Source organism: Rouxiella chamberiensis (assembly GCF_026967475.1).
Lineage (GTDB): Bacteria > Pseudomonadota > Gammaproteobacteria > Enterobacterales > Enterobacteriaceae > Rouxiella > Rouxiella chamberiensis.
In genome coordinates this window covers 1041720-1058900 of the sequence record NZ_CP114058.1, presented here as the reverse complement: position 1 = coordinate 1058900, position 17181 = coordinate 1041720, and the positions used below count along the sequence as shown (strand labels likewise).

Genomic DNA, 17181 nt, shown 5'->3' with positions numbered 1-17181 from the left:
GCCTGTTACGTGCGGCGTGAATGCAGTGCAGCCGACCAGATTTCCCGTCCGCACACGGGGCATTGCCGTTTGTCTCCGGCCGTCATCTGTCGAGTGGTGCCACAGCGATTACAGGCAAACAGCCCGTTATGCGGAATGAGCGAGAAACAGGGGCGATGTTCTGCGGGCAGAACAGAAAGGCCGGGGACGACATCGTCGTCTTTATAGAAATAGAGACTCAACTGACCATCGACCTCCACCAATCCAAGGCGAATCTGGCCCAGATGTTCCGTACCCTTGAGGCGTAACTCCATCAGAAATTCATCTTCGGAGATATTCAGCCGGTCGAGGTTGGTTGAAACGTATTTTCCGTGGGCAATAAGCGTGACGACTTTACCCTCCACAAGCGTTGATATGAAAGATGATTTTGTCATCGACCAGGTCGTTAGCCGATAGAGCATAAGCAGCACAACAAAAACCAGAACCACCGGCAGTATGGGAACATCATCATAGAACGTGACATCGCCGGAGGCAGACCCCAAGGTCAGTATGATAACCACTTCAAAGAGTGAAAGTTGCTGAACCCCTCGGCGGCCCGACACTTTGAGAAAGGTGAAAACTACCGCATAGGCAATGAAGACGCGTAGAATGACTTCGAAAAGAAAGGTGTAAGGCTGGTCATTGATAAGGAATTTATGTAAATCGAACCCTGACATGGCGTACCCCTGCAAACTGTCATTTATTTCAGGTGAACCTTTGTATTATCAGTGCATGGTATGAAAATTTGCGTCCGATGCATGTTTCCATTCAGTATAGTCCAGATGCGTTAAACGAATTTGCAAGGGCAACCACACCACCGCCTTGGAAATAGCTGTAAGCAATGCATTATTCGACATGGCCGATTCTATTCCCGAGCCTGCGTCTTTTTAAAATCACGGCCCCATAAGCGTCGCATTTTTATTTCCTTCCGCCTTCTGTTTCGATATTTCGCGCAGAACATCGAGTTATTCTCCACGAAACTCACAAGGCGATTCGGCAACATTTCGTGCCTAAAAACAGTTAAGTGATGAAAACGGAATGAAGTAAACTCCAAAGCATTTACAGGTTAACCGACCATCCTATATGGCTTATAGGCAGACTCTTTCCGGAGGTCAGAATTGCAGACATCCCGTCGTACATTTATTGGTGTCATGGGCGCATTGGGCGCTGGAATACTCACCCGTGCGCGCCCTGCCCATGCAGCAGAAAAGCCGCTTGCCCTCGAGATTGCCGTGCGATCGCCGTGGATGGCCAATCAGGTTGCATTAACCCGTCATAATACGCTTTTTTAGGGCTCCCCCGTTACGCCGCCGATAAACCGACGCCGTCGTTGGCTCGCCTTGAAAGCGACGGGACGTTGGCAGCCTTCCCCGGCAATAGCTGGAATGAATGGGCGCCCGGCAAGGACGGACGCGAGGCCTTTGTTTACCTGAATTCCGTGCATATTTTCGAAGACGATACGATTTGGTGTGTGGATCAAGGCTCCGTGAGCGCCGGTGTATTTCCGGCGGAGTATGCCGTGCCTCAAACCGGTGCGCAGAAACTGGTGCAACTCGATTCAAAGTCGGGGGCTATTCTCAGGATAATCCGCTTTGACGACACGATTTTGCCGCCTGGGGCGCAGATGAATGATTTACGCTTTCATGGCAACAAGATGTATATCTCGGATTCTGGACTGGGCGGAATCATCATTCATGATCTGCAATCAGGAAAAACAGTACGCAGGCTTTCGGGCAAAAAGGCATTACTCGCGTCGGCAGCGAAAGTGCCCGCCATTCTGGCCCACATCAAGGGAGGCAACGTTTTTCATCCGCCCAACAGCGACATGATTGAAATTACTTCCGAGGGGAAATGGCTTTATTGGGCGGCCCCTACCGGTCCGCTATATCGACTCGAAACGCGATTACTCAACGATGCCGATGTTTCCGAGGAACAACTGCAACAAGCCATCGAGCGTGTTTACGACAACAATTTTGCGGGCGGATGCTGTATGGACTCCCTGGGCAATGTGTATTTTTCAGAGACCATTACGCACAATATTACCCTGCTTTCGCCATCCGGAAAGACCGCCGTCATCGCCTCGGGTCCAGAACTGGTGCGCCCCGATGGCTCGTTTATCAGCCATGACAGAAAACTCTATATACCGGTAAAGCAGCCTGCGCCCCATGCCGGTTCAGATGCGCCTTTCATTGTTTATTCCATCACGTTGCCGGAAGAATTTTCCGGTATAAAGCTGGGTGGTCTGGTGAGAGGCTAATTATCTCAAGCCCGGGTAACGTTATTGGCGATACCCGGGTAATATTATCGAAAGCTTGTTACAGCAATCCCCAATAAGCGCCAAACTCTGGAAGAATATGCCCTTTTAAAGACTCAAGCGCTGTATCGAGGTCGTTATCCCGCAGTGCGGCAACAATTGTCACATGCTGCACATAGGAACGGTGCATATGCTCATCATTGCTGCCCATATAATGACGAATTGTCGCCATGCGTGATGAAATAAGCCCGTATGCCTGAGTAAGATAAGGATTCTGACACCAGTTGAATAACGCCTCGTGAAAGAGATTATCGAGCCGAATATATTCCACTGTAGAACCGTTGTTGATGCAGAAATCCATATTATCCAGAATGGACGATATTTCCTGCACCAGCTGTTTAGGGTTCTTTTTCAATGACAACGACATGGCTTTAGATTCGATATAAAAGCGAAAATCGAGTAAATCCTTGAAATCCACGTCGCTGAGACTGAACACAAAGGTGCCGCTCTTGGGTTTGATTTGCACCAGACCTTCACTCTGCAATCGGCGCAGGGCATCACGGACCGGCGCTTTGCTGGCCGAGAGACGGGTAGCTAAAACCGTCTCTGACAGTTTCCCGGCCATTGGCAGAGAACCATTGATGATCATGTCCTTGATTCGCTTGTAAACTACATCCTTCAGAAGGTCCTGCGCCATGCTGTTCTGCTTCTCCATCGCCACGCCTGGTGGATAGACGGCTTTTTTGCCGTGCCCAAGTCCTATGTATACCAGAAAATTCTTCCCTAAGACACGTCGGCGGGCCTTGCAGCGCATCTCGTCAGGAGGTGCGTCACATCTTGCTGTTATCGGGTGATTGTCTTGATAAAGTGCTCGACCTCCTGCCTTGAGGGGATTGGCTTGACGGCACCATAACCCTTCGTAGTCAGGGCTGCCGCGGCGTTGGCATAGTCAAGCGCCCGCTCGGGTGAACATCCTGAGAGATACTGCGTCAGAAAGGCTCCGGAGAAACAGTCGCCTGCCCCGGTAGCATCAACGGTATCGACGCGATGCCCCTTCACCTGCCATCGTTGATGTGCATTGGCATACATCGCGCCTTCGCTGCCCAGCTTCAAGACTACCTCCTTGACGCCGAGATTGAGGTAGAAATCGACAATCGCCTCGGCCTCGTGCAATCCGGTCAGTAAACGTGCCTCATCAAGACTCGGCAGACAGAGGTCAACCGAACGTGCGACTTCATGAATGATGGCCCTTGCACGAGAAAGTGGCCACAGCTTGAGCCGGAGGTTGGTATCGAAAGAGACAAGCGTATCGTGGCGGCGTGCAAGTTCGATGGCAGCAAATACGCTGTCGCAGGCCGAATCGCTGATAGCCAGTGTGATGGCAGAGGTGTGCAGCAATTTCGCGTCTGCGATGGCCTGGTTCGGGAAGTTGGGAAGGCTGGAGACAGGCGGCCGCCGAGCCTTTGCGATAAAAGGTAAAATGATGTCCCATGTTGTCGTGGGTGATGAAATAGAGGCCGGTCGGCGCGCTGTCGTGACGCAGCACATGCTGATAATCCACGCCCTCACGCCGCCATAACGCGATAAATCTGTCGCCAAAAACGTCTGTGCCCAGTTGAGTAAACATGGCCACTTTTGCGCCCTGTCGTGCTGCACTGATGGCAAAATTCGACGTATCGCCGCCGTAACCGCCGAGATAGTGGAGCGCTTCCCCTTCCTGTGGCAACTCGCTGATTTCGTATAGCGGTTCGCCGAAAGAAAGAATATCGAAATTTTTCATTTTCCCTGTCCTCCCGGCCTCGCCTCGAAAAGCATCGGCGAGGCCGCTTCTAGCTAATCAAATACGGCCATACTTGGCCAGACCTTCACGCAATGAACCCGATTCGATAATAAGCTTGGCCTGTTCCAGTTCACGATTATCGATGGAAACCGACAACGCGAGTACAGCCTCGACATGCTCTTTCGGAACGCATACCACGCCATCGACATCACCGACTATCAAATCGCCCGGATTAACCGTGACATCGCCCAGGGTGACAGGCTGATTGGACGCCAGCGTTTTGAAGCGCCCAAGCGTTGTGCCCGGCGTGACGGTTTTGGCGAATACCGGGAAATCATAATCACGGCGAATTTCAATCAAATCGCGCACGCCGCCCATCAACACCGCCCCTTCATGCTTGTTGGCGACGGCACCCGCCGTCATCAGGCCGCCCCACACCGCCACCGTTTCAAGCGCCTTGCACCCTCCGATGACGATGACTGAACCGGCTTCCGATTCATCAATGGCATCAAGCGCATGCTGCGGCGGCAGTTTTTCTTCGGTAACATCTTCCAGAATCGTGACCGCCGGGCCGACTATCTTTTTGTCATTGATACGATTCTTGACTTCGAACGGCAGGAACATGGTTTTACCTACAATAATATCGCAGGCATCGGCGATGGATGCCGTTGAAAATATCGCGCGATAACCTTCAATAATCTCTTTGCTGTACATCGTATACTCCTGATTACATTGTATTTAAATTATGGATTCACCCAGTGCAAGGGTCGGTTGCCTTCAAAAACACGCAAGACCTCCTGTGCGGCTTTGCGCTGGAGTTCAATCACTGACTCTTCGGTAAACCAGGCGGTGTGATCGGTACAAATCACATTGGGCAGGCTCAGCAGAGGGTTGTCCGCGTTGACAGGCTCGGTTTCGAACACGTCCAGACCCGCAGCAAACAGGCGGTTATTGCTGAGCGCGTCATACAGTGCCTGCTCATCAATAAGTCCGCCGCGCGAGGTATTGACTAAAACTGCCGTGGGTTTCATCAATGCCAACTGTTCCCGGCCTATCAAATGCCGAGTCGCCTGAGAGAGCGGAACATGCAAAGACAGGAGATCGGCTTCGCGACACAGGTTTTCGAGAGAGGACTTGACGACGCCCGCAGCCTCCGCCTGCGCCTCGTCAAGCAGGGGATCACACACCAGAATATTGCTCAAACCCAGCCCGCTGGCCTTGGTGGCCAGACAACGGGCAATGCGCCCAAAACCCACAATGCCCAGCACCTTGCCGCCGAGTCTGAACATCGGCTCGGCCTGACCAATATTCCACTGCCCCTGATGAACCTGGGCATTGCGTGAAGCAATACGACGGACACTCGCCAGCAGCATGGCCAGCGCATGCTCGGCAACATCCTCCGAGCCATAATCGGGCACGTTTGCGACATAGATACCCTGCGTTTTCGCGGCGTCCAAATCCACATTGTCGACCCCAACCCCGTAGCGGACGATAATCTGGCATTTTTCCAGGGTGCGAATTGCACTAGCCGGGAGTGGCGCTTCGCGAATCATGACCGCGTCAGCGTCTGCCAACGCCTGTTTGCGCACCTCGTCAGACGCCCCTTTGGGGATGACGACGAACTGAGGGTTAAAGGCAGCCAACACGGTTTCTTCTTCATGATAATTGGCATAACCCGGTTCAAGGACGACGATTTTTTTCATTGCCACTCCTGAAATCTGACATGTTAGTTTTAATTGATACTGACAAAGCCTATCTCGACTGGCAATATTTATTGTTGCCAGTAGTGATTCACGTCACACTAAAATTGCAAATCTGAAATGTCAGTTAGTGGCCTGCAACAGGGGCGGCGACAACCGTCTCGCCTTTGCGTTGCAGCCATTTGATGATAAGGACGGTACAGATTCCTCCCACCAGCATCACGATACTGAGGTAGATCATAGGCGCAGAGGCACTCTGCATTTCGTCACGCACTAAAGGAATGGTGTTCTGGGCAAAGAAACCGCCGAGGTTTGCCAGCGAGTTGATAATGGCAAGACCCGCCGCCGCCGATGCACCAGAGAGGAATTTGGTCATATTCCAGAAGCAGGGCTGGATAGCAAAGACGGAGAGCACGACACCGCATATGAAGGCGAAACTGACGACCGGTACGGCATAGAACCACACCGATCCTATCAGGCAGAGTGACGCGGTAAACATGGGTAGCGCAACATTAATGAAGGGGTTATTGGTACGCTCCGGATTTTTGGTCAACCAGCGCAGCAGGATCATGACCAGCGCCCACGGGATCATATTGACCAGGCCGTTTTTCATATCCGAAACACCAAACGACTTGACGATGGTGGGCATCCAGTAGCTGATACCGTAGGCACCAAAACAGATAAATCCATAGACCAGCGCCAGCGCCAGTACACGCTTGTCGGTTAACGACTTGAAGAGCGTATTGACGGACTGATCGGTTTGCTGACGGCGCTCTTCGTCAAGACGCTTGAGCAACCACGCTTTTTGGGCCGGTGCCAGAAAAGTGGAGTGCTCCGGAGTGCCCGGGAAAAATACAATACGGGGACTATCAGTATCAGCGCCAGTAATCCTGTCACAAAGAATAACCACTGCCAGCCTTCATACCCCATAAAACCGTGCAGACTCAGCAACCCGCCGTTGAGGGGAGCCCCAATCATGTTGGCAAACATGCTGGCCATGACCAGAAAACCCACGATTCGCGGACGGTATTTGGTCGGGAACCATTGGGTTGAATAATAGATAAGGCCCGGATAAAAACTGGCCTCTGCCAATCCGAGAATAAAGCGCAGCAGATAAAACATGGTCAGGCTTTGAGTAAATGCCAGCGAAATGGTGATAACGCCCCACGCGCAGAGGCTCAAGGCAAACCAGCGTTTTGCGCCTACCTTGGAGAGGATGAGATTGCCCGGCACGCTAAAAACAAGATATCCGATAAAAAACAGTGAAGAACCCAGTCCGAATGCCGATTCACTCCAGCCCAGACTGCCGATCATCTGCAATTTTGCGAAGCTGATATTTTGGCGATCAATATAGGCAATCACGTACATAGCCACCATCAGGGGCACCAGCATCATGATGGTCTTACGCACCGTAGATTGCTCAAGGTCTCCCGCGCTTGCACTGCTTTGTTGGGTCAACGTACTCATGGCGATTTTCCTGCTTATTCTAGAGGTTGAAGAACGATGAGTGAGTGAGACGATGACCGCAGAAATGGAAAAGCAGGGATCTGGAAAGACCTTCCGCTCGTTATCACTGGCGTTCACAATCTGACATGTCACAAATTTATCAGATACGTTTTCAAACACGCTAAAATTGTTAAATATTTGCTAAAAAAATCACAGAACCCAGATATATTCGCCGAGTGTGGTGAGCAAGATCACAGTCGATCATTTTCATGGCACGCAAATTGCCGTGCTTGCCTCCAACCCTACCTCATGCTTCACCCAGACGCGAATCAGCCACAATTTCCTGTTATCTTTCGATTAATTTTTTCGACTGTCTTGCTTCTGATGTGAAGGAGAAAGTTGGGCGCAATTTTTGTGAGGTTAGAAGCATTTCAGAAAATTATTTCAAGAGAAATAAAAAAGGAATGCTAAATTCTGACATGTCAGAAAACCCACTGCATACTTTATGGAGTCCGTATGAAATCAAACAGCTTCAAGCCCGGCCTGATTGCCCTTTCCATGACTTCTGCCTGTCTAGGCTTTGGATTTACAGCACTGTCATTCGCTGCGACGCAGCCCGAACTTACGGTCGTGGCCGAATGGAACCGCCTGCCCTACGATTTGGGAAACGCCACTGCCGAGGCGCAGTGGAAAAAAATGATACCAAGGCGATGCTCCACGGGGTCAAGGTGGATGCCCATGACAATATTTATGTCAGCACCGCACGATGGGGAGGTCCCGAGGTTCCGGCTACACTCTCAAAACTGGAGAAAAAGGATGGCCAATGGGTGTTGAAACCTTTTCCAAGCAGGGAAATGAACGACATCAATAACCCGCAGGGATTGAAAGCCGTACTCGGCTTCGAAATTGATCGAAACAACGTGATGTGGATTCTGGATCAGGGTCATATTGCTGGTGCGCCGAACAAGCCGGGAGATGAAAAACTCATCGCCTGGGACTTGAACAGCAACAAGGAAGTGGCGCGATATCAATTTACTTCGGATCAAGTGGATTTCGCCTGCTCCTTCCTGAACGATGTGGCCGTTGATAATGATAACGGGGTTGTTTACATCACAGATTCCGGGATTATGTGTCACCCTCTCAAAGGCGCTCTGCTGGTCTATAACATGAAAACCGGTCAGGCCAAACGTGTACTGTCGAATCCTGCCTGGGTTAACGATCAACCCGGCTTCACCTTTCGCATTCATGGCGAGAAGGTCCTGAAAGACAAAGACGGCAAGCCTAACGCCATGCTGACAGGGGCCGACGGTATTGCCTTATCCGGCGACAAGAAAACGCTCTATTGGACCAATCTGACGGGCAACCGTTTGATGAGCGTGCCAACCTCATTGCTGCGTGACTTTGGCAACAGCGAAGAAAAAATCGAAAGCGGGATAAAAGTCGTGAATACCTTGCCCTCCAACACCGATGGTATGACCGCCGATCGCGCGGGCAATCTCTACCTGACGGCGCTCACCTTAAATGGTTTGACCAAGCGAGACGCCAAAACCGGCAAGATAACGACGCTTGTGAGCAGCCCGGATATCGCCTGGCCCGATACCATTGGCTGGGGGCCTGATGGCAGCCTTTATTTTGTCAGCAATCATCTTAATTCCTGGGTCGGGGGCGAGATGAATTTTGATAATCCGAAGGTAGCCAACTTCCGCATCTACAAGGTTCAGGTGGGTGGGAAACCTTATACCGCACGTTGAAGTCCCGGCAACAAAACAGCAAGGCGGAATATTCTGCCTTGCTGCCCGTCTCGCTAACTTTCTGGCTGCAGGCGTTCGTCCATCACTTCACTCTCTTTTTTCACAATGGGTTTGCGAACCAGAAACCAGTAACAGAAACCGGTCAACGCGGCGATGGCACCGCCACTCACAAACGCCATGGCATAGGAACCCGTCGCATCGGCAATATACCCGGTCACCAGCGGTGACAGCGCCCCGGCAAAGAAACCGCCAAAGTTCTGTATCCCGCACACCGAGCCAACGATGTCATTGGAAGCCACATCGCCGGGAATAGCCCAGCAGGTGCATGAAACGGCCGAAAGACAGAACATGGCCACCGTCATCATCACAAGCGTCAGGGTCAGGGTGTCGCAAAATGGGACGGCAATCGTTGCCGCGCCACTGATCAACGCCGCAACCATGATGACTATCTTCTTGGCTCTGAGCGGATCGGACTGAGTCTGATGATCGGTTAGCCATTTTACGGCGTACCCCCCAATGCCGCCCCGACGATACCCGCCAGATAGGGAATGCTGGCATAAATGCCCATCGCGTTAAGCGTGACATGCTGCGTTTTCATGAGATACAGCGGGAGAAAGGTGACAAAGATATTGAACAGCCAGATATAGCAGAACCAGCCCAGCATCATTCCCCACATGGACTGATATCGAAACAGCGACGCCCATTTTACTCTCGCGCCCGGCTCTGCACGCGGTACATTCCCTCCCCACCCGCCTGAATATAATCCCGTTCGCGAGAGGAAATACGGGGATGATTTTCAGGTTGGCGATAGATGAGGAAAAATATCAGGCCAAAAATAACGCCCAGACTTCCCGCCAGATAAAACAAGGCACCCCAGCCGAAATGAATACTCATAAACACCAGTAAAGGCGGGGCGAATGCCAAACCCCAACGCGATGAGGCATCCCAGATAGAACTTGCCAATGCCCGCTCTTTTCGTGGAAACCAAATCGAGGTGATTTTGGCGGAGGTTGGCCAGCCGGGCGCTTCTGTCATTCCCAGCAGCGCACGGGCACAAAGCAGGGAGGTCAATGAGCTGCAAAGTCCGGTCAGCATGGTTGAAAGCCCCCACAGCGTCGCGGCTCCGGCATAAACCTTACGCGGGCCGAAACGGTCGGCCAGCCAACCGGCAGGAAACTGACTAAAAGCAAAAAGAGTGAAAACACCGATCCCATCAGTCCGATATCGGTGTTGGACAAATGCAGGTCCTCCATCATGGTAGGCGCAGCAACAGATAAACTCGCCCGATCGAGATAATTGATAAAACCACCAACCAAAAGGATAAACGCGACAGACCAGCGCCTGTTTCCCATCGTGTCATTCAGAGATTTTTTAGCAGAGTACATAGTTATTTTCCTGTTTCGACAAGATCAACTGACATGTCAGAACAGTAAAGAGCGAGAAGCTGAATTTAGGAAGAGTTTTATCAAACAAAGCAGACTTCGATCACAAACAGAGATTTTGCCACGTAAAATCAACTTTTATAGGATGACTGGTGTAAATTACCGGTTATTATTTACTCCACTCACCTCAATAATGACATGTCAGTTAAAGCAAGGTTTGTTTGCTTGCACTGACTTGTAACTCTCGAAAACGAGGAGATCACGATGGAGCAAAAAGATAAAAATCTGGATACGGAAACGCTGCGCCGTATGCCTTATCAATTTTCACAACCTTCGGAAATGGTGCCGGATCTCGTTGTCAGCCAGGCGATGCCGGAAGACCCCCGTATCTGGGTGCCTCAGGCGGAAAACGTGTGGTTTCGCCCTCTTTGCCTGAATCGTTCCGCAGGTTATTGGGTCAATCTGCTCAAAGTCAGAAAATCGGGTGTGCTCAGTCGTCATCGCCACCCTGCGCCGGTTCATGCCTATGTCATTAAAGGTCGCTGGCGCTATCTGGAACATGACTGGGAGGCCGTGGAAGGCGGTTATGTTTTTGAGCCACCGGGTGAAACCCACACCTTGGTCGTAGATGAAGATGTGGAGGAGATGATCACGCTGTTTCAGGTCAATGGCTGTATGTATTACGTCGATCCCTGGGGCGCTAACGTCGGCTTTGAAGATGTCTTTACCAAAATTGATATGTGCCGCAAGCATTATGAATCCTGCGGGTTGGGCGCCGATTTTGTTGACCGGTTTATTCGCTAGGTTTGACTTTGGTGATGAATGACTTTCACCCGCGAGTCGTGAGTAAAAATTTGTCATTCGTCTGGCCGCATTTCTATGGAGGAATCAGTGCATGATGTCGTTTTCCACTCATTTGCTGGCGGGTAAAACTGCGCTGGTAACAGGAGGCACAACCGGTATTGGCGCGGGCATCGTCACGCTGCTTGCACAACTTGGTGCACGAGTTATGGCAGCAGGGATTCGATGTGACGATAATCAGTTGGCATTACAGGACACCGTGGAGATTCGTGAACTCGATGTTCGCGATAACTCGTCCATTGTCGCGTTGATGGCCGACATGTCTAAACTCGACGTGCTCGTAAACTGTGCCGGCATCATCAGTCGTGGGGCTGAACATCAGGTCGACGTCTTTGAAAATGTGATAGATATCAATCTCACCGGCACACTGCGTTGCTGTTCTGCGGCCCGTGAAAAACTGGCGCAAAGTCAGGGCTGTATTATCAATATGGCCTCGATGCTCAGTTTCTTTGGAGGCGGATTGGTGCCGGGCTATAGCGCAAGCAAGGGCGGGATCATGCAATTGACCAAATCGCTGGCCATTGCCTATGCCGAGGAAGGTATTCGGGTCAATGCCGTGGCACCCGGCTGGATAGCAACATCATTGACGCAGGCGCTTCAGGACGATCCTCGCCGTGCGGCCCCTATTCTTGAGCGCACGCCTCTCAGGCGCTGGGGAACACCGGAAGATGTTGCGCAAGCCGTGGTGTTTCTTGCCAGTCCTGCGGCGTCGTTTATCACCGGCATTATCCTGCCTGTGGACGGCGGTTATCTGACCGTTTGAGGGCCTGCCCATGACTTTGACGGGCTCAATAAACAACGCTTTTAGCGGCGAGGTTTTTTTCAGTGCGCTGATGCGCGCGAGAGGAAAACAGGAGATTACGACTAAAGGTAGGGAAATAAGCCGTTATCACCCCAGTTTGGGGCGATAACGGGAACGCGCAGCGTGATTAGGCTTTTTTGGAAGCGGCCTCGATTAACCCGTCGAGCCATTCCTGGTGTCCGTTCAGCATAGGATTCGGACGGGTTGTCGCCAACGCTTTGGCGGGTGCGCCGTTCTGGGTTTCCTGCGTCAGGATACGCACACGGTTACCCGGCAAATCTTCGAGCAGCCACGCATGATGAACATCCAGACGATCGGCGGCGTTTTTTTCACCAGACCAGCCGTGCCAGGCCACGCGCGCAGGTTGTCCTTCGGCAGGCGCAACATATTCAACGACTTGAGACTCGACAGGAAAACCAAAGGTGCTGAAGTAAAAGCGCACGCCGTTTTCCAGTTCAGGACCTTTGTCGTCGTAGAAGCGTACGTCGGCAGAGTTTTTGTAGTACGTCGGCCAAAGGAAAGGCTGATTCAGGAACGGCCAGATGTCTTTGACACTCAGGTCGGCCACAATCATTTCGTTAGACACAAAGTTATCGCTAAAACCGGGAACAAAACCTTCAGGCCAGTGAATCGAATGCATAATTTAATCCTCATTTTAAAATCGCCACCTCAGGTCAAGGTCGCGTCAACATGAAGCTATTATCGGCCCAAGGTTTTATAAGACAAATTATCGTTAATGATAAGCAATATAAGATAAGTAATATTACCTACCCCACTCCCTGCCTTCCCCGTTTAATATTAACGCTATGATGGACGATTCTGGCTGACTTCGACACAAAGCGCACGAATCCATTGATGGGCCACATTTCGATGAGCACGCTCGTGCCAGGCCATACTTTTGATAAATCCCGGCACCGTAAGCGGCGTTTTCATGATGACCAGATAGTCGTGATGATAAGCCAGACGGTATGGCACGACGGCAATCATGTCCGTCAACCTGAGCAGTTCAGGCAATGCCAGAAAGCTGTTTACAGACATACCGACGCGGCGGGTCAGCCCCTTTTCGGCCAGCGCTTCGTCAGTGCCTCCCCAGAAACGGCCTTCGTTGGACACCAGAATGTGTTCCTGGGCGCAAAACTGCTCCAGCGTGAGAGAGCCTTGCGCCGCAAGGGGATGCCCGGCCCGCATGACACAAACGTATTCTTCCTGATAAAGCGCGCGGCTGTGAAGATCAACAGGCGTGGTTTGCGGCGTCAATAGCGCCAGATCGACATCGCCCCGCTCCAGCTGATGAAATATTCGTTCGCTGTCATAGCTCCGCACGGCCACGCGGATCAGGGGCGCACGCTGCTTCAGCGCCAGCATCAGCGGAGCAATGACCGCTCTCAGGGCGTAGTCCGTCGCGGCAAGGGTATAAGTGAGTTCTGCCCTGACAGGATCGAAATCAACCGGTTTCAGCAGGATGGAAATTTCCGTCAAAATCTGTTTAACGGGACCGCCAAGCTCGAGGGCTCGAAGGGTGGGCACCATCCCCTTGTGCGTGCGAATAAAAAGCGGATCGTTGAAATAGTCACGCAACCGCGTCAGCATTCCGCTTACCGCAGGCTGAGTCAGAGAGAGACGTTGCGCCGCCAGGGTGACACTGCCTTCATCAATCAGGGCATCCAGGGCTTTAAGTAAATTAAGATCCAGTGATCTTATATCGTTGTTCATTCCAACCCCTGTCGTGAAGATGAGCACTTACCCTATCGAGGCTCTGTGACTTAATTCCTGCCCTAGTGTAATCGTCTAAAAATATCGTTCAAGACTGGGTAAAGTAAGCCAGTGTCGCCAATCCGTTTTCAACGTCATAGTGAACCTATTTACGAACAGGGGCATCACAATTAGAAATATTGATAAAATACATAACAAATTCTCATGTATTTGCATAAATAAATGATGACGATCACAAAACGAGAACTTGATAGTAGGTCATCTTCGACCTCCTCTAAATGCCTTTATCCCCTCCCCTCACGCACTTGCAGTCAGTTTACAATTAAATGCAAATCCAACAAAAAGAAAGTCAATGGCAGCAATTTTGATGCTTTACGCAGCTTTTTATGATCATCTTTTTGGGATAACACCTTACTCTATCGAGCAGATATCAACCCTTTTTCGTTAACTTAAGAGTAAATTACTGTAAAAAGAACGCTACAAAAAGTTTGGCAGCGCTTTGTAATTCGGCTAGCTTTTAGTTAATTTTCCTTAAGTATTTATTGTCCTGCTACCTTAAATCGATAGGGAGATTCATGCCATGCCTAAAGTGCAGATACATTACAAAACCAACGTTCAGTCCGAGCTTACGTTTGAAGGCGTCATCGCGCCGGATGGAAGCCGAGGTTACACCTTTTCGGGGACGTTAATCGCGCGATCCGGACTCAATAGATCCGGTGGAGGTTTAAAGAATATCGTGCGTTTCCAGCATGGAGGCTCGAAGAGTGGTTATAACGACATCGACTACGTGCTGGAGAACTATGGGGATAATCGAATAGCCGTGGAGGGAAAGGCACCCGCGAACCCAACGATACCGTCGACTTCAGGATTGCCTTTAACGAAGGCACCAGCGGCCAGTTTCCTGACAGCGCCACCAGCTTTAGAAAGAATGTCACCCCCGGCGGCCCGTGGCAGAAACTGGCTCCCCTTTACATTGCCGAAGACTCCCTTGGAAATCGGACCTATGATGTGCGCTTTGACGGACGCTCCCGCGCGGATGGTCCCGATGGATATGTTATCGAAGGCACTTTTGATGCATCCGAAGGGCCGGGCGCAATGACCACGCAATACGCGAAGTTTTGCTATAAGTCATCGAGCGAGTCATGGTCCAATCAAACCTATGACTGCAAACAAACTCCTGTCGAATTAAAGCTGTCAGGCAGCCGAAAAGCCGGAGATAAACTTTAGGTTCAGGTGGGGGCCACGAGCAAAGTGCTTAATCTATATGGCTATGGCACGGAAATTTCGTGCGAACTCCCGGACAATTTTTAATGCCGGTGCCGGAGATTAGTTTGCCCCGCCGCTAGGCCGAAGAAGGTTAATCGTTGGCAATCAGGCGAAGCGTGATGCTCCTCGTCGGGTATGCGTCAATTATTCTGACCGCTAAAACAGAAAGATTAACCATCTTTTTCCTCCTTACCGTGACACCCTTCCTCCATTGCCGACAAACGGGCAACCCGCCTCGCTATGCGGTTACCGTGGGTCAAGCTGCCTACCCTCGCACCGCTTTTCATCAGCTGATGTCGCGCGAAACTAACTTAATCTTCCCCGCCCCTTCGATCATCGCCTTTGAGAAAATCCAAACGAACCAAATGGAACGAAATGAAAGGAGATATGTTCCGCTGTTACAATTTAACAACTAATATTTTCATTTGAGCTTTTTATGTAAATAAAATGATGCAATTTCTTGTCAGGGTAGTTAAGTAAAAGCTGTTACAGGGTTCAGCTTTTCTGATTATCCACAGAATAGAGACGTATTCTGCCCATTTCTGACAGGGCAAAGCCCCGCCTGTCAGAACAAAAATTATAAGGATCGATAATGATTAGTCATGAAAATGCCTTGGCGAAAGGAGGCAGAAGACTGCTTTCATTCGTTTTAGGTGTGTTTGGACTTGTACTGGCTATCGGTGGAACGTGGCTCATCACGTTGGGCGGTAACTGGTACTACGCAATAGCAGGGTTATTAAGCATTATCAGCGCGGTATTACTGGCGCGTCGATCACCCAAAGCCTCCTTGATTTTCGCTTTACTCTTTGTTTTCACACTGATTTGGACCATCAGCGAGTCAGGTCTGGATTACTGGGGTTGGGTACCGCGATTCGCGCTGATGCTGATTTTCGCCATCGCCTTCTCGCTTCTGCTCCCTTCTTTACACCCCACGCTCTCCCGCGCCGTATCACGTTCGGTATCCGCCGTGCTGGTGCTGGCCTTTGTGGTAGCAGGCGGTCTTGCCTTCGTGCCGTATCATGTCACCGAAGCGAAGGATGTGCCTGACGGCGCAGACAATCCTTTCCTGGCCAACACCGGTACAGGCGTGAATCACACGATTCCATCGACCGACTGGACCTCCTATGGCGGTAATCAGGCTACCGATCGTTACTCTTCGGCGACGCAGATTACGCCTGCCAATGTGAAAGACCTCAAGGTCGCCTGGCAGGCCGAAGTTGGCGACGTGCCTAAAGACACGCGCTGGGGGTGCAAAATACGCCCCTTAAAATCGGCAACTCACTCTATGTGTGCGGCTATCTGAACAGAGTGGTAGCACTCGATGCCACTACGGGTAAAAAGCAGTGGGAATTTGACCCAGGCATTACACCCGAAGCGGTTCCCTACACGCCCTCTTGTCGTTCTATGGCGTATTATCAGGACCCCGGCCTTCCAGCCAACACATCGACAGCCGCCTCTTCTCCCGCGGCCGCCTGTGAGCGTCGAGTTATCGTGGGTACGCTTGATGCCCGCATCATTGAACTCGATGCACAGACCGGCAAACGCTGCGAAGATTTTGGCACCAAAGGCGAAGTCAGCCTCACCGGGGATATGGGCGAAGTCTATCAAGGCTATGTTTCAATCACCTCGCCGCCCGTAGTCATCCGCGATACCCTCGTCGTGGGTCATACCACGGTGGACGGGCAACGCGCATTCGGCCCGTCGGGTGTAACCAAAGCCTTCGATGTGAAAACCGGTAGACTGAAATGGGCGTGGGACGCTGCCGACCCGGAAAACACCGCGCCGCGTCAGGGCAAGGATCTCTATAAGCGTGGATCGCCCGACGTCTGGGCTCCGTTCACGGGCGACGACAAACTGGGACTGGTTTATCTTCCTGTGGCAAACGCCTCGGGCGATTACTACTCCAGTACACGTTCCGCCAATGAGAATAAATATTCCCCTTCTCTGACTGCGCTGGATATCGAAACTGGCAAGCCGCGCTGGTCGTTCCAGAATACGCACGACGATGTGTGGGACTATGACCCGGGTGCCTCACCGACGCTGGTCGACTATCCGCAGGCTGATGGCTCAAGAATTCCGGCCATTATCTTCCCGACCAAAAACGGTGAAACCTATGTGCTCAATCGTGAGACGGGTAAATCGCTGTTCGGTGTAGAAGAACCGCCCTGTTCCGCAAGGCGGCATCGAGCCGCAGGCGCGTAGCAAGAC

19 protein-coding genes and 2 pseudogenes are annotated in these 17181 nt (G+C 51.4%); 8 read left to right on the top strand and 13 right to left on the bottom strand.

Annotated elements, in window-relative coordinates:
* Positions 1–5 precede the first annotated feature (5 nt).
* Positions 6–695 (bottom strand): DUF421 domain-containing protein, encoded by a 690-nt coding sequence (locus tag O1V66_RS05050; RefSeq protein WP_045046897.1) that lies wholly within the window; start codon positions 693–695, stop codon positions 6–8.
* 441 nt (positions 696–1136) lie between these two features.
* Here O1V66_RS05050 and O1V66_RS05045 point away from each other — a divergent pair, with 441 nt between their 5' ends.
* Together O1V66_RS05045 and O1V66_RS05040 are read left to right on the top strand one after the other, a co-directional pair.
* A complete protein-coding gene (locus tag O1V66_RS05045; protein ID WP_269128168.1) occupies positions 1137–1310 on the top strand; it encodes a hypothetical protein in 174 nt (57 codons plus the stop codon).
* A gap of 38 nt (positions 1311–1348) precedes the next feature.
* Positions 1349–2275, top strand: coding sequence for an L-dopachrome tautomerase-related protein (locus O1V66_RS05040; protein WP_269128167.1), 927 nt, complete (start codon positions 1349–1351; stop codon positions 2273–2275).
* 58 nt (positions 2276–2333) lie between these two features.
* Here the strand turns inward: O1V66_RS05040 and O1V66_RS05035 are convergent, their stop codons facing one another.
* From O1V66_RS05035 to O1V66_RS05005, 7 genes and pseudogenes are all read right to left on the bottom strand, one after another.
* Positions 2334–3086 (bottom strand): GntR family transcriptional regulator, encoded by a 753-nt coding sequence (locus O1V66_RS05035; RefSeq protein WP_241481369.1) that lies wholly within the window; start codon positions 3084–3086, stop codon positions 2334–2336.
* Between the two features lie 29 nt (positions 3087–3115).
* Entirely contained in the window at positions 3116–3820 is a 705-nt protein-coding gene (locus tag O1V66_RS05030; protein ID WP_269128166.1) for a sugar kinase, read from the bottom strand.
* Positions 3765–4052: pseudogene (locus O1V66_RS05025) on the bottom strand (PfkB family carbohydrate kinase); the annotation flags it as partial. The gene O1V66_RS05030 and the pseudogene O1V66_RS05025, both read right to left, overlap by 56 nt.
* Positions 4053–4109: 57 nt before the next feature.
* Positions 4110–4766: an RraA family protein gene (locus O1V66_RS05020; RefSeq protein WP_045046899.1), complete on the bottom strand. Its 657-nt coding sequence runs from the start codon at positions 4764–4766 to the stop codon at positions 4110–4112.
* A 29-nt stretch (positions 4767–4795) separates the two neighbouring features.
* Positions 4796–5755, bottom strand: a complete 960-nt coding sequence (locus tag O1V66_RS05015; RefSeq protein ID WP_045046900.1) for a C-terminal binding protein — start codon at positions 5753–5755, stop codon at positions 4796–4798.
* A 124-nt stretch (positions 5756–5879) separates the two neighbouring features.
* Positions 5880–6548 carry an MFS transporter gene (locus O1V66_RS05010; RefSeq protein WP_269128165.1) on the bottom strand — a complete coding sequence of 223 codons (669 nt, stop codon included), beginning with the start codon at positions 6546–6548 and terminating at the stop codon, positions 5880–5882.
* Positions 6476–7219: an MFS transporter gene (locus O1V66_RS05005; RefSeq protein ID WP_269128164.1), complete on the bottom strand. Its 744-nt coding sequence runs from the start codon at positions 7217–7219 to the stop codon at positions 6476–6478. Before O1V66_RS05005 ends, O1V66_RS05010 begins: the two co-directional genes overlap by 73 nt.
* 665 nt (positions 7220–7884) lie before the next feature.
* Here O1V66_RS05005 and O1V66_RS05000 point away from each other — a divergent pair.
* Positions 7885–8949, top strand: coding sequence for an L-dopachrome tautomerase-related protein (locus tag O1V66_RS05000; RefSeq protein WP_269128163.1), 1065 nt, complete (start codon positions 7885–7887; stop codon positions 8947–8949).
* A gap of 53 nt (positions 8950–9002) precedes the next feature.
* On the opposite strand, the gene O1V66_RS04995 is transcribed toward O1V66_RS05000, so the two are convergent.
* The 3 genes and pseudogenes from O1V66_RS04995 to O1V66_RS04985 form a co-directional block, all read right to left on the bottom strand.
* A complete protein-coding gene (locus tag O1V66_RS04995; protein ID WP_330873489.1) occupies positions 9003–9398 on the bottom strand; it encodes an MFS transporter in 396 nt (131 codons plus the stop codon).
* 50 nt (positions 9399–9448) lie between these two features.
* Complete coding sequence (locus O1V66_RS04990; protein WP_269128161.1) at positions 9449–9616, bottom strand: hypothetical protein; 168 nt, start codon at positions 9614–9616, stop codon at positions 9449–9451.
* Between the two features lie 38 nt (positions 9617–9654).
* Positions 9655–10301: pseudogene (locus tag O1V66_RS04985) on the bottom strand (MFS transporter).
* Positions 10302–10595: 294 nt separating this feature from the next.
* On the opposite strand from O1V66_RS04985, the gene O1V66_RS04975 reads away from it, so the two are divergent.
* Together O1V66_RS04975 and O1V66_RS04970 are read left to right on the top strand one after the other, a co-directional pair.
* Positions 10596–11135 carry a 2,4'-dihydroxyacetophenone dioxygenase family protein gene (locus O1V66_RS04975; RefSeq protein WP_045046903.1) on the top strand — a complete coding sequence of 180 codons (540 nt, stop codon included), beginning with the start codon at positions 10596–10598 and terminating at the stop codon, positions 11133–11135.
* 91 nt (positions 11136–11226) lie between these two features.
* Positions 11227–11955: an SDR family NAD(P)-dependent oxidoreductase gene (locus O1V66_RS04970; RefSeq protein ID WP_206540480.1), complete on the top strand. Its 729-nt coding sequence runs from the start codon at positions 11227–11229 to the stop codon at positions 11953–11955.
* A 166-nt stretch (positions 11956–12121) separates the two neighbouring features.
* On the opposite strand, the gene O1V66_RS04965 is transcribed toward O1V66_RS04970, so the two are convergent.
* Positions 12122–12634: an SRPBCC family protein gene (locus O1V66_RS04965; protein WP_045046904.1), complete on the bottom strand. Its 513-nt coding sequence runs from the start codon at positions 12632–12634 to the stop codon at positions 12122–12124.
* 164 nt (positions 12635–12798) lie between these two features.
* Positions 12799–13707 carry a LysR family transcriptional regulator gene (locus O1V66_RS04960; RefSeq protein WP_045046905.1) on the bottom strand — a complete coding sequence of 303 codons (909 nt, stop codon included), beginning with the start codon at positions 13705–13707 and terminating at the stop codon, positions 12799–12801.
* A gap of 1382 nt (positions 13708–15089) precedes the next feature.
* Between O1V66_RS04960 and O1V66_RS04955 the strand changes: the two genes are divergently transcribed.
* The 3 genes from O1V66_RS04955 to O1V66_RS04945 all read left to right on the top strand — a co-directional run bounded on the left by O1V66_RS04955 (position 15090) and on the right by O1V66_RS04945 (position 17175).
* Positions 15090–15389, top strand: a complete 300-nt coding sequence (locus tag O1V66_RS04955) for a hypothetical protein (RefSeq protein ID WP_152623583.1) — start codon at positions 15090–15092, stop codon at positions 15387–15389.
* A gap of 176 nt (positions 15390–15565) precedes the next feature.
* Positions 15566–16276, top strand: coding sequence for a hypothetical protein (locus O1V66_RS04950; RefSeq protein ID WP_269128159.1), 711 nt, complete (start codon positions 15566–15568; stop codon positions 16274–16276).
* On the top strand, positions 16222–17175 hold the full coding sequence (locus O1V66_RS04945) for an outer membrane protein assembly factor BamB family protein (RefSeq protein WP_269128158.1): 954 nt from the start codon (positions 16222–16224) through the stop codon (positions 17173–17175). Before O1V66_RS04950 ends, O1V66_RS04945 begins: the two co-directional genes overlap by 55 nt.
* Positions 17176–17181: the final 6 nt, after the last annotated feature.

Bases quoted from the DNA above. Each gene is read 5' to 3' on its own strand.
- O1V66_RS05050 (WP_045046897.1), bottom strand. From the start codon at position 695: ATGTCAGGGTTCGATTTACATAAATTCCTTATCAATGACCAGCCTTAC.
- O1V66_RS05035 (WP_241481369.1), bottom strand. From the start codon at position 3,086: ATGCGCTGCAAGGCCCGCCGACGTGTCTTAGGGAAGAATTTTCTGGTA.
- O1V66_RS05030 (WP_269128166.1), bottom strand. From the start codon at position 3,820: ATGTGCTGCGTCACGACAGCGCGCCGACCGGCCTCTATTTCATCACCC.
- O1V66_RS05020 (WP_045046899.1), bottom strand. From the start codon at position 4,766: ATGTACAGCAAAGAGATTATTGAAGGTTATCGCGCGATATTTTCAACG.
- O1V66_RS05015 (WP_045046900.1), bottom strand. From the start codon at position 5,755: ATGAAAAAAATCGTCGTCCTTGAACCGGGTTATGCCAATTATCATGAA.
- O1V66_RS05005 (WP_269128164.1), bottom strand. From the start codon at position 7,219: ATGAGTACGTTGACCCAACAAAGCAGTGCAAGCGCGGGAGACCTTGAG.
- O1V66_RS04990 (WP_269128161.1), bottom strand. From the start codon at position 9,616: ATGATGCTGGGCTGGTTCTGCTATATCTGGCTGTTCAATATCTTTGTC.
- O1V66_RS04975 (WP_045046903.1), top strand. From the start codon at position 10,596: ATGGAGCAAAAAGATAAAAATCTGGATACGGAAACGCTGCGCCGTATG.
- O1V66_RS04970 (WP_206540480.1), top strand. From the start codon at position 11,227: ATGATGTCGTTTTCCACTCATTTGCTGGCGGGTAAAACTGCGCTGGTA.
- O1V66_RS04965 (WP_045046904.1), bottom strand. From the start codon at position 12,634: ATGCATTCGATTCACTGGCCTGAAGGTTTTGTTCCCGGTTTTAGCGAT.
- O1V66_RS04960 (WP_045046905.1), bottom strand. From the start codon at position 13,707: ATGAACAACGATATAAGATCACTGGATCTTAATTTACTTAAAGCCCTG.
- O1V66_RS04950 (WP_269128159.1), top strand. From the start codon at position 15,566: ATGATTAGTCATGAAAATGCCTTGGCGAAAGGAGGCAGAAGACTGCTT.